11 protein-coding genes are annotated in these 11,549 nt (G+C 70.1%); 7 read left to right on the top strand and 4 right to left on the bottom strand.

Annotation, left to right across the window (positions count from 1 at the left end; all coding sequences use genetic code 11):
* Positions 1 to 232: 232 nt before the first annotated feature.
* Both miaB and N4P33_RS25900 read right to left on the bottom strand, forming a co-directional pair.
* Entirely contained in the window at positions 233 to 1,750 is a 1,518-nt protein-coding gene (gene miaB, locus N4P33_RS25905; protein ID WP_260829163.1) for a tRNA (N6-isopentenyl adenosine(37)-C2)-methylthiotransferase MiaB, read from the bottom strand.
* Between the two features lie 134 nt (positions 1,751 to 1,884).
* Positions 1,885 to 2,301: a MazG nucleotide pyrophosphohydrolase domain-containing protein gene (locus N4P33_RS25900; protein ID WP_260829162.1), complete on the bottom strand. Its 417-nt coding sequence runs from the start codon at positions 2,299 to 2,301 to the stop codon at positions 1,885 to 1,887.
* Positions 2,302 to 2,409: 108 nt separating this feature from the next.
* Between N4P33_RS25900 and N4P33_RS25895 the strand changes: the two genes are divergently transcribed.
* The gene (locus N4P33_RS25895; RefSeq protein ID WP_260829161.1) at positions 2,410 to 3,405 is read left to right on the top strand and encodes a TAXI family TRAP transporter solute-binding subunit; all 996 of its coding nucleotides are present in this window, start codon (positions 2,410 to 2,412) and stop codon (positions 3,403 to 3,405) included.
* A gap of 57 nt (positions 3,406 to 3,462) precedes the next feature.
* On the opposite strand, the gene N4P33_RS25890 is transcribed toward N4P33_RS25895, so the two are convergent.
* Both N4P33_RS25890 and N4P33_RS25885 read right to left on the bottom strand, forming a co-directional pair.
* Positions 3,463 to 4,866, bottom strand: a complete 1,404-nt coding sequence (locus N4P33_RS25890) for a HAMP domain-containing sensor histidine kinase (RefSeq protein WP_260829160.1) — start codon at positions 4,864 to 4,866, stop codon at positions 3,463 to 3,465.
* A 9-nt stretch (positions 4,867 to 4,875) separates the two neighbouring features.
* Entirely contained in the window at positions 4,876 to 5,568 is a 693-nt protein-coding gene (locus N4P33_RS25885; RefSeq protein WP_260829159.1) for a response regulator transcription factor, read from the bottom strand.
* Between the two features lie 285 nt (positions 5,569 to 5,853).
* On the opposite strand from N4P33_RS25885, the gene N4P33_RS25880 reads away from it, so the two are divergent.
* From N4P33_RS25880 to N4P33_RS35745, 6 genes are all read left to right on the top strand, one after another.
* Complete coding sequence (locus N4P33_RS25880; protein WP_260829158.1) at positions 5,854 to 6,630, top strand: amino acid ABC transporter ATP-binding protein; 777 nt, start codon at positions 5,854 to 5,856, stop codon at positions 6,628 to 6,630.
* 82 nt (positions 6,631 to 6,712) lie between these two features.
* Positions 6,713 to 7,558 carry a glutamate ABC transporter substrate-binding protein gene (locus N4P33_RS25875; protein WP_260829157.1) on the top strand — a complete coding sequence of 282 codons (846 nt, stop codon included), beginning with the start codon at positions 6,713 to 6,715 and terminating at the stop codon, positions 7,556 to 7,558.
* A 132-nt stretch (positions 7,559 to 7,690) separates the two neighbouring features.
* Entirely contained in the window at positions 7,691 to 8,368 is a 678-nt protein-coding gene (locus N4P33_RS25870; protein ID WP_260829155.1) for an amino acid ABC transporter permease, read from the top strand.
* Positions 8,365 to 9,264, top strand: a complete 900-nt coding sequence (locus tag N4P33_RS25865) for an amino acid ABC transporter permease (RefSeq protein ID WP_260829154.1) — start codon at positions 8,365 to 8,367, stop codon at positions 9,262 to 9,264. The genes N4P33_RS25870 and N4P33_RS25865 overlap by 4 nt, the downstream gene beginning before the upstream one ends.
* Before the next feature lie 220 nt (positions 9,265 to 9,484).
* On the top strand, positions 9,485 to 11,113 hold the full coding sequence (locus N4P33_RS25860; protein ID WP_260829153.1) for an FAD-dependent monooxygenase: 1,629 nt from the start codon (positions 9,485 to 9,487) through the stop codon (positions 11,111 to 11,113).
* Positions 11,114 to 11,356: 243 nt separating this feature from the next.
* Entirely contained in the window at positions 11,357 to 11,404 is a 48-nt protein-coding gene (locus N4P33_RS35745) for a hypothetical protein (RefSeq protein WP_352018865.1), read from the top strand.
* Positions 11,405 to 11,549: the final 145 nt, after the last annotated feature.

Raw genomic sequence — 11,549 nt, 5'->3', positions numbered from 1 at the left:
CGGGCGTCGACCGGCGTACTGGTTGTACGTGGTCGGCGCCCGGTGCGGCGAGTGGGGGCACCTCCCACGCCCTTAAGGCAGTGGGGGAGCGTGCATGGCGTCGCCAGGCAGACGGGGATGTGACGACAGGGCCTAGGTGGGGAGCACACCGCAGCCGGTGGAACGCCGGACGGGCCGCAGCCCTGGCGCCCCCTCAGTCTCAGCCCCGGCCGCCCGTCACGGCCCGAACGCGTCAGTCGCAGCCGCAGCCGCTCGTCACCGCGGGGACGGGATCCGGGGCTCCGATCTTCGGCAGGCCCAGCATGACGCCCGTCGGCTGTGGCGCCTTCTCGGCGTTCCGCTTCTCCCAGGCGTCGCCCGCGCGGGTGCGGCGTACGTCGAGGACGGTGCCCTCGGCGAGGAGGTGATGCGGGGCGGCGTAGGTGATCTCTACGGTGACCACGTCGCCGGGGCGCACCTCCTGCTCCGGCTTGGTGAAGTGCACCAGGCGGTTGTCGGGGGCGCGGCCGGACAGGCGGTGGGTGGTGTCGTCCTTGCGGCCCTCGCCCTCGGCGACCATCAGCTCCAGGGTGCGGCCGACCTGCTTCTTGTTCTCCTCCCAGGAGATCTCCTCCTGGAGGGCGACGAGCCGCTCGTAGCGCTCCTGGACGACCTTCTTGGGGATCTGGCCGTCCATCTCGGCCGCCGGGGTGCCCGGCCGCTTGGAGTACTGGAAGGTGAACGCCTGCGCGAAGCGGGCCTCGCGCACCACGTGCAGCGTCTGCTCGAAGTCCTCCTCGGTCTCGCCGGGGAAGCCCACGATGATGTCGGTGCTGATCGCCGCGTGCGGGATGGCGGCGCGGACCTTCTCGATGATCCCGAGGTAGCGCTCCTGCCGGTAGGAGCGGCGCATCGCCTTCAGGATCGTGTCGGAGCCGGACTGGAGCGGCATGTGCAGCTGCGGCATCACGTTCGGCGTCTCGGCCATGGCGGCGATGACGTCGTCGGTGAAGTCGCGCGGGTGCGGGGAGGTGAAGCGGACGCGCTCCAGACCGTCGATCTTCCCGCAGGCCCGCAGCAGCTTGCTGAACGCCTCACGGTCGCCGATGTCGGACCCGTAGGCATTGACGTTCTGGCCGAGCAGCGTGATCTCCGAGACACCCTCGGCGACCAGGGCCTCGATCTCGGCGAGGATGTCGCCGGGGCGGCGGTCCTTCTCCTTGCCGCGCAGGGCCGGGACGATGCAGAAGGTGCAGGTGTTGTTGCAGCCGACGGAGATCGACACCCAGGCCGCGTACGCGCTCTCGCGGCGGGTCGGCAGCGTGGAGGGGAACGCCTCCAGCGACTCGGCGATCTCGACCTGCGCCTCCTCCTGGACGCGGGCGCGCTCCAGGAGCACCGGCAGCTTGCCGATGTTGTGCGTGCCGAACACCACGTCGACCCAGGGCGCCCGCTTCACGATGGTGTCGCGGTCCTTCTGCGCCAGGCAGCCGCCGACCGCGATCTGCATCCCGGGCCGGCTCGCCTTCTTCGGGGCGAGGTGGCCGAGGTTGCCGTAGAGCTTGTTGTCGGCGTTCTCCCGCACCGCGCACGTGTTGAAGACCACCACGTCCGCGTCGCCGTCGGAGCCCTCGGGGGCGCGGACGTAGCCCGCGTCCTCCAGCAGCCCGGCCAGGCGCTCGGAGTCGTGGACGTTCATCTGGCACCCGTAGGTGCGTACTTCATAGGTGCGCGTGCCGCCCACTGACTGGCTCCGGTCGATGCTGCTCATGCCTTACAGGGTAGGCGGTCTCCACAGTGCCCCGGCCCGGCGAGGGCGACCGCCGCGATACGGCACCCGGCCCCGCCCGGCGGTGGCCTCAGGCACCGCCTCCGCCCGAGACCCGGGCCCGCCCGGCGGTGGCCTCAGGCACCGGCTCCACCGCCCTCCGGCACCCACCCCTGCCGTCGCAGCACCCCCGCCACGTCCGGCGCCTCGTAGTGGTCGCCCTTGAGGACCTTGCCGTCCGCGCGGCGGCTGACCGAGCCGTCGGGGCCGAGCTTGGTCATGTTGGAGCGGTGGATCTCGGCGATCACCTCGTCGAGGTCGATGCCGTGGACGAGCGCCGTGCCGTACGCCACGTAGACGACGTCGGCCAGTTCGTGGGCGAGCCGGTCGAGCGGGCCCTTCACCGAGACCTCGGCGACCTCCGCGGCCTCCTCGGCGAGCAGTTCGCCGCGGTGGGCGGCGAGTTCCGGCGGGACCTCGGTCGGTATGGCGCGGGCGTCCAGGCCGAAGGCACGGTGGAATGCGCGGACCAGGTCGGCGGGCGATGAGCTCATGCGGCCGACTGTAGCGGCCGGCACTGACACTGCCCCGCCGCTCACGTCCCGCGCCCGCTGTGAGCTCCGCCCTGGTCAGGGGGTGCGCGGGCTGGCAGGATCACGCCCATGTCCAACGCGCTGTCCCGGATCGGCAGGCGCCGCGCCCTGAGGGGCTCGGCCGCCGCTGTCGTAGCGCTCGGGCTGCTGCTGTGGTGGATCGCCCCCTGGAACGAGGAGCCGCCCGGGGGGACGGTCACGCTGAGCACGGGCACACGCGCAGGCGTGTACCAGAAGTACGGCGAGCTGCTGCGCTCGTCGCTGGGCAGGAACATGCCCGATCTCGAGGTGCGGCTGCTGACGAGCGACGGGTCGCAGGAGAACGTGCGGCGGGTGGCGACGGGACAGGCCGACTTCGCGATCGCTGCGGCCGACGCGGTGCAGACGTACCGGCTGAGCGGCCGGCCGGGCGCCGACCGGCTGCGCGGGGTGGCCCGGCTCTACGACGACTATGTGCAGCTCGTGGTCCCCGCCGGTTCGGACATCCGCTCGGTGGCCGATCTGCGCGGCAAGCGGGTCGCCATAGGGCAGCCGAGGTCGGGCGTGCGGCTCATCGCCGACCGGGTGCTCCAGGCGGCCGGCATCGACCCGGAGAAGGACATCGAACCGTCCTCGGACGGCATCGACGTCGGTCCCGAGCGGCTCGGTCACGGCCTGGACGCCTTCTTCTGGTCGGGCGGGCTGCCGACGGACGGGCTGAAGAAGTTCACCGAGGACTCCTCGCTGCGCTTCGTGCCGATACCCGCCGACCTGGTGTCGAAGCTGCACGACCAGGGCGGCGCCACGCGCTACTACCGGGCGACCAACATGCCGGAGTCGGCGTACCCGGGCAGCCAGCACGGTGCGGCCGTGCCGACGATGGCGGTGTCCAACCTGCTGATCACGCGCGCGGACGCGGATCCCCGGCTCACCGAGTGGCTGACCCGGATCGTGCTCAAGAGCCGGGACAACATCGGGGCGCATGTGCACTCCGCCCAGCTGGTGGACGTCCGCACGGCGATCTACACCGATCCGCTGCAGCTGCACCAGGGTGCGCGCAGCTATTACCGGTCGGTGAAGCCGTAGCCGGACGGTGGTCCGGCTGCTGTCACCGCGGGCCCCGCGCAAGGCGGCCCACGGTCCTCACCGGGCAGGCGCGTTCCTCGGCACGCTCACCGTGACCTTCAGGCCGTGCGGTTCGTGATGGTCGTACGCGATGGAGCCGCCGCCCGCCGCGAGCAGGGCCCGTGAGATGGACAGGCCGAGCCCTGAGCCCTTGATGTTCTGGTGCCGTCCGCTGCGCCAGAAGCGGTCGCCGACGCGGGTGAGCTCCTCGTCGGTCAGGCCGGGGCCGTTGTCGGTGACGACGACGGTGGAGGTGTTGCCGTTGGAGGCGACGGTCACCTCGACCGTCTCGTCCTCGGGCGTGAACTTGACCGCGTTGTCGATGACCGCGTCCAGGGCGCTGGACAGCGCCACCGGGTCGGCCCACGCGGTGGTCGGCGGGCAGTCGCCGACCAGCCGGACGCCCTTGGCGTCGGCCGTCGGTGACCAGGCCGCGACCCGCTCGGCGGCCAGCGCGCCGATGTCGGTGACCTGGAGCTGGGGCTCGCTGTGCTCGGCGAGCGCCAGGTCCAGCAGATCGTCCAGGACCTGCGCGAGGCGCTTGCCCTCGGCCTGGACCGAGGCGATCTCCTCGTTGCCCTCGGGCAGCTCCAGGGCGAGCAGCTCGATGCGCAGCAGCAGGGCGGACAGGGGGTTGCGCAGCTGGTGGGAGGCATCGGCGACGAAGGCGCGCTGCTGCTCCAGCACGCTCTCGACGTTGTCGGCCATCTCGTTGAACGACCGGGCGAGCCGTCTGAGTTCCGGCGGCCCGCCGGCCGCGGCGACCCGGGACTTCAGCCGTCCGGTGGCGATGTCGTGGGTGGTGGCGTCCAGGACCCGTACGGGCCTGAGCACCCAGCCGGTCAGCCGCAGGGCCGCGCCGACGGCCAGCAGCATCGCGGCGGCCTCGCCCGCGGCGATCACCAGCCAGCCCTGCAGGATCCGTGAGCGCATCTGCCCGGTCGGCGAGTCGGTGACGACGACGGCGACCACGTCGCCGTCCCGGATGACGGGCGAGGCCACGACCAGGGTGCGCCGCTGCCACGGCCACACCTGCTCGGGATCGTGGCTGCGGCGGCTGAGCAGCGCCTCCGCGAAGGCGTCGCGCACCTCGCCGGAGCCGGGCAGGGACCAGTCGTCCGGCGCGTGCGCCATGGAGGAGCCGTTGCGGTAGAAGACGCCCGCGCGAATGCCGTAGACGTCGTGATAGCTGCGCAGCTCGCTGCTGAGGGTCTCGCGGCGCTCGTTGATGTCGCCGCCGACGGGGTCGGAGGGCTCGGTGACGAACTGGGCGAGGGCCGCGAACCGCGCGGTGTCGTCTATCCGGTCGACGACGACCTTCTGCTGTTGCGCGCCGGCCAGACTGACGGCGAGCGGGATCCCCAGGGCGAGCAGGACCGCCGCCATCAGGACGATGAGCAGCGGAAGCAGACGTGTGCGCACCCGGCCCCGCTAGGCCGCGGGCGCGACGAGCCGGTAGCCGACGCCGCGGACGGTCTCGATGAGGGCGGGCATGCGCAGCTTGGCGCGCAGCGAGGCGACATGGACCTCGAGGGTGCGTCCGGTGCCCTCCCAGCTGGTGCGCCAGACCTCGCTGATGATCTGCTCGCGGCGGAAGACGACACCGGGCCGCTGGGCGAGCAGGGCGAGCAGATCGAACTCCTTGCGGGTCAGTTGGACAATCGAACCGTTGACGCTGACCTGGCGGGTGGGCAGCTCGATGTGGACCGCCCCCAGGCGCAGCTCACTGTCCGTGGTGCCGCTCGGAGCGGTGTCGTCCGGGGCGGTGCGGCGGCTGACGGCGTGGATCCGGGCGAGCAGTTCCCCCGTGTCGTACGGCTTCACGACGTAGTCGTCAGCGCCGAGGTTCAGCCCGTGGATGCGGGAGCGCACGTCGGAGCGGGCGGTGACCATGATCACCGGGGTGCTGGTGCGCTTGCGGATCTTGCCGCAGACCTCGTAGCCGTCCTGGTCGGGCAGCCCCAGGTCGAGCAGGACCACACCGAAGCCGTCGCCCTCGGGGACGAGTGCCTGAAGAGCCTCCTCGCCGCTGCGCGCGTGAGTGACGTCGAACCCGTGCCGCGCCAGCACGGCCGACAGGGCGGCGGCGACGTGGTTGTCGTCCTCGACGAGCAGCAGTCTCACCAGGGCTCCCTTCCGTTCATCGGCCGTACGATCTGTCTGTGTACAAAAACGCGTGCACGCGCGCGTGCACCTTGCAGTGACGCCCATGGATGAGGAGGGCGTCAAGAGGGTTCCGGTTGCGCTTCGGTACCGTTACCCGGCCGATATGCGCCCTGCTCACAAGTGCTACGACACGTGTCCGATTGCTATCGGATCGTGATGCTCAGATTCCCCTCAGATGTAATGACGCAGGTCGGGAGGATCACTACTGTCCTCCGAAACCGAGGAGGACGGAGCCTGAGAGCGATGACCGAAGTATCGGTGGCCAAGGAAGATGTGGCCGCGACCGGCGACCTGGTCGTCCTGAAGAGCGTCAACAAGCACTTCGGCGCGTTGCACGTACTCCAGGACATCGACCTGACGATCGCGCGCGGCGAGGTCGTCGTGGTCATCGGACCCTCCGGGTCCGGGAAGTCCACCCTGTGCCGCACCATCAACCGTCTGGAGACGATCGACTCCGGGTCGATCTCGATCGACGGCAAGCCCCTGCCGCACGAGGGCAAGGAGCTCGCCCGGCTGCGTGCCGACGTCGGGATGGTCTTCCAGTCCTTCAACCTCTTCGCGCACAAGACCGTGCTCGAGAACGTGACGCTGGGCCAGGTCAAGGTTCGCAAGAAGGACAAGAAGGCAGCCGAGGAGCGCGCCCGCGCCCTGCTCGACCGGGTCGGCGTGGCAGCGCAGGCCGAGAAGTACCCCGCTCAGCTCTCCGGCGGCCAGCAGCAGCGTGTCGCCATCGCGCGGGCCCTGGCGATGGAACCCAAGGTCATGCTCTTCGACGAGCCCACGTCGGCTCTCGACCCGGAGATGATCAACGAGGTTCTGGAGGTCATGCAGCAGCTCGCCCGCGACGGCATGACCATGATCGTCGTGACCCATGAGATGGGTTTCGCCCGTTCGGCTGCAAATCGCGTGGTGTTCATGGCCGACGGCCGCATCGTCGAACAGGCTGCGCCGGACCAGTTCTTCAGCAACCCGCGCAGCGACCGAGCCAAGGACTTCCTGTCGAAGATCCTTCACCACTGAGCGCGTATTTCGCGCACGACGACTTGCGTGACCGGACACACTGACCGGGCCGCATCACTTCACCAGTCAAAGGATGTGCACCATGAAGCTCCGCAAGGTCACCGCCGCCTCGGCCGCTGTCATCGCCCTCGCCTTCACCGCCACCGCGTGCGGTGGTGACGACGGCGGTGACTCGAACGGCTCGGGTTCGGGCGGCGGCGACAAGATCAAGATCGGCATCAAGTACGACCAGCCCGGTCTGGGCCTGAAGGAGCCGGACGGTTCCTTCTCCGGCTTCGACGTGGACGTGGCCACGTACGTCGCGAAGGAGCTCGGCTACGACGAGAACGAGATCGAGTGGGTCGAGACGAAGAGCGCCGACCGCGAGAACGCCCTCGCGCGCGGGGACGTGAAGTTCATCGCGGCGACCTACTCCATCACCGATGAGCGCAAGGAGAAGGTCGACTTCGCGGGTCCGTATCTGCTGGCTCACCAGGATCTGCTGGTGAAGAAGGACTCGGACATCACCGAGGCTACGGATCTGAACGACAAGAAGCTGTGCTCGGTGACGGGCTCGACTTCGGCGCAGAACGTCAAGAACGACTTCGCGCCGAAGGCTCAGCTGACCCAGCGCGGCGGTTACTCCGAGTGCCTCTCGGCTCTGAAGAGCGGTGCGGTTGACGCACTGACCACCGACGACTCGATCCTGGCCGGCTACGCCGCGCAGGAGCAGTACAAGGGTCAGTTCAAGCTCGCCGGTCTGAAGCTCAGCAACGAGAACTACGGCATCGGCGTCAAGAAGGGCGACAAGGAGACCGTGGACAAGATCAACGCCGCGCTCGAGAAGATGGTCCAGGACAAGACCTGGGAGAAGGCCGTCCAGGAGAACTTCGGTCCGGCGAACTACAAGTACGAGCCCGCCCCGAAGATCGGTCAGATCGTCCAGTAACGCGGGACTCCGCCGACGCAGGATCCCCGCGATCGACGCGGGGATCCGCCGTCGCGCCGCCGCCCACCGCTTATCCGGCGGCGGCGCGCCACGTCCGCCACGTACGCCACACACCCGGAAGCGCGGGAGATCGTGTTCGACTTTCTTTCAGACTATGACGACCCGTCCCTGTTGGGCGCCTTCTGGGTCACGGTGCAGCTCACCGTCTTCTCGGCCGTCGGATCCCTGATCTGGGGCACGCTGCTGGCGGGCATGCGGGTCAGCCCGGTGCCGCTGATGCGCGGGTTCGGCACCGCCTACGTGAACATCGTCCGGAACATTCCTCTGACCGTCATCATCGTCTTCACCTCGCTCGGCCTTGCCGACATCTTCGGCGTGACGATGGGTGCGCCCGACGATTTCGACCTCAAGTACTTCCGCCTGGCCGTCCTCGGCCTTGTCGCGTACACCGCGGCGTTCGTCTGCGAGGCGATCCGCTCCGGCATCAACACGGTGCCCGTCGGGCAGGCGGAGGCGGCGCGGGCCATCGGGCTCAGCTTCAGCCAGGTCCTGAGGCTCGTCGTCCTGCCGCAGGCGTTCCGCTCGGTCATCGGTCCGCTGGCGAACGTGCTGATCGCCCTGACCAAGAACACCACGGTGGCGGCCACGATCGGTGTCGCGGAGGCCGCGCTGCTGATGAAGGAAATGATCGAGAACGAGGCACAGACGCTGCTCATCGGCGCGATCTTCGCCTTCGGGTTCGTAGTACTGACCCTGCCCACCGGCCTGTTCCTCGGCTGGCTGAGCAAGCGACTGGCGGTGAAGCGATGACGTCCGTTCTGTACGACGCCCCGGGCCCGAAGGCCAAGCGGCGCAACCTGATCTTCTCGGTGGTCTTCTTCGTCCTGCTCGCCCTGCTGCTGTGGTGGATCTGGCATGTGATGGACGAGAAGGGCCAGCTGAAGTGGTCCCTGTGGAAGCCCTTCACGACGTCCGAAGCCTGGACGACCTATCTGCTGCCGGGCCTGGCCGACACTCTGAAGGCCGCGGCCCTCTCGATGGTCATCGCCCTTCCGCTCGGTGCCGTCCTCGGCATCGCCCGGATGTCGGACCACCGCTGGGTGCGCATCCCGGCGGGCGCGGTGGTGGAGTTCTTCCGCGCCATCCCGGTCCTGCTGCTGATGCTGTTCGCGAACGAGTTCTACGTCCGCTCCACGGACATCCCCAGCGACAGCCGCCCCCTGTACGCGGTCGTCACCGGCCTGGTGCTCTACAACGCCTCGGTCCTCGCCGAGGTCGTACGCGCCGGCATCCTCTCCCTGCCCAAGGGACAGACGGAGGCGGCCCAGGCGATCGGCCTGCGCAAGACCCAGACGATGACCAGCGTCCTGCTGCCGCAGGCGGTCACGGCGATGCTCCCGGCGATCGTGAGCCAGCTGGTCGTCATCGTGAAGGACACCGCCCTGGGCGGCGTGATGCTCGGCTTCACCGAGCTGCTGAACTCCCGCGGCACACTCGCGGCCAACTACGCGAACGACATCCCCAGCTTCATCGTGGTGGCGGTCATCTTCATCATCCTGAACTTCATCCTCACGTCCTTCGCCTCGTGGCTGGAAGGCTGGCTGCGGCGCAGCAAGCGGAGCACGGGTGCGGTCGTGGGTGCGGGCGAGGTCGACGAACTCAACGCGGCGGAGATCGGCGGTCCGCAGGGGCCCGACAAGCATTGACGGACGATCAGCCTCCATGACTGTGGCCCGCCGGCACCCGGCGGGCCACAGTCATGTGCTGTGACGAACCGTCACGGCGCCGCATGATCGCCGCAGCCGTCGGTCACTTGACGCAAGCACCGGCAGTAGGTTGCATACGTTCTGTGATCGTGCACCCTGCTCCATCTTCCTGTTCCTTCCCGCCCCCCCGGACGTCACCGCGAGCAGGGAGCGCCGCGCAATGGACCCGGTGATCATCGTCGGAGCGGGGCCCGTGGGGCTGACGCTCGCCCTGGCGCTGGCGCGTCAGGAGGTGCCGTGCGTGGTGCTGGACGAAGGGCCGGGCAAGGACGAGCCCCGTCCGGCGCGCACGGTCGTGCTGCGCGAGGACACCGCCGCGCTGATGGAACGGTTGACCGGCGCCCCGCTCGCGCAGCTCGGCGCACGTTGGGCCGGATGGCGGTCGATGCGGCGCAAGCAGGTGATGCGCGAGGTCGCTTTCGACGACAACTCCGCCCCGTTGCACATCGCCCAGCACGTACTCACCGGCGCCCTGCGCTCGGCACTCGCCGGCGAACCGCTCGTCAAGGTCGCCGTGGACAGCCGTCTCGACTCCCTCGAACAGGAGCCCTCGGGCGTCACCGCGCACACGCGCGGACCCAAGGGCACCTGGTGGCGCGGCAGTTACTTGGTCGGCTGCGACGGCCCCCGCTCGACCGTGCGCAAGCTGCAGGACATCCGTTTCCCGGGGCGTACGGCGGTGGAACGTCATGCCGTCGCCGCGCTGCGCACGGAACTCCCCTGGCAGGAAGAGGCGTTGCTGCACCGGCTGCCGCCCTGGCGTACGTCCGGGCCGTCGGCCGGTGAGATCACCGCACGGCCGCTTCCGGACGGTGTGTGGCGGCTGGACTGGCTGCTGCCCCCGGGCAAGGAGCTGGTCACGCCGGAGCTGCTGCTGGCCCGTGTCCGGGAGACGCTCGGCGGCTGGGCGGGCGGCACCACACCGCCGTACGAGCTGCTGGACACCGGTGTCCACACCGTCCACCACCGGCTGGCCCGGCGCTGGCGGGTGAACCGGGTGTTCCTCGCCGGGGACGCGGCGCACCTGCTCGGCGCGCTCGGCACGCACGGGCTGGACGAGGGGCTGCGCGACGCCGACAACCTCGCCTGGAAGCTGGCGCTGGCCTGGCATCACGGTCCGCACGAGGCGCTGCTCGACAGCTATCAGACCGAGCGGCGGGCCATCGTCGCCGCCCGGCTACGCGCCGCCGACCAGGCGCTGCCCATACTGCGGGGCGGCGGCGGGCTGCGGTCCTACGTCCCCGGCGCCGGTCGCGGTCACGACGCGCTGCTGACGGACGGTCACCTGGGGCAGGGCGCACTGGGCGCACCGGGGGCGTACGCCGACTCGCCGCTCGCGCCCGGGCCGCTCGAGGGCGAGCTGCCGGTCGACACCCCGCCCGGGGCGCCGGTCGCCGACGTTCGTGTCACGGCGGAGGACGGCAATTTCGTGCAGCTGCGCGACCGGCTCGGCCGGGGTGCGCTGCTGGTGGTGCTGATCGCGCCGGGGACGGGGGTGTGGGAGCGCCGGCACTGGATGTCCGCCGGGATCATGCCCCGGCTCGCGGCTGCCGTGGCCGCACTGCCACATCCGGCGGAGCTGCTGGTCGCGGAGAGCTACCCGGGGGCGCCCGCCCACAGCGTGCTGCTCGTACGCCCCGACGGTCATCTGGTGACCGCGCTGAGCGGCGTCCGCCCGGCGGACCTGTACGCGGCTGCGGAGGCGGTGATCGGCGGGCCCGCGAGGGCCGAGGCTGAAGCGGGGGCCGGCGTGGAGGCGGGAGCCGGAGCGGGGGCTGTGTCCGGCTGAGGGTCCGGGGCCGTGTCCGGCTGAGGGTTCAGGGCCTTGTCCGGCTGAGGGTTCAGGGCCTTGTCCGGCTGAGGGTTCAGGGCCTTGTCCGGCTGAGGATCCGGGGGCTCCTCGGGGCCCCTCCCTCGACGTGGCCGTGACCGTGTGGTCCACATGGTGACGGTGAGTTGAACCGGTGTGCGGCCTCATGGTGTACTCCGGTCCGTGACCGACACCTGTGTGCGCCTGTGGCGGAGGGTCCATATGGACCTCGTCCGCTATGCGGGCTGCGTGTGTCGCCCCTCCTTCTGAACTCGCGCTTCTCTCACGCCCTTCCGCGCGCTGCCCGCCGCCTCGCACGCCGATGCGATGTTTCGTTGCCGGGCGCGTGCCTTCGCGAACGCTTCTCAGGACGGTGCACGTGTCTGTCTCCTCCTCCCCCGCCCCCGCCCCCCCC

The organism is Streptomyces sp. 15-116A (assembly GCF_025290915.1).
Taxonomy (GTDB): domain Bacteria; phylum Actinomycetota; class Actinomycetes; order Streptomycetales; family Streptomycetaceae; genus Streptomyces.
The sequence above is the reverse complement of the archived record's forward strand: the minus strand, read 5'-3'. Positions and strand labels throughout refer to the sequence as shown.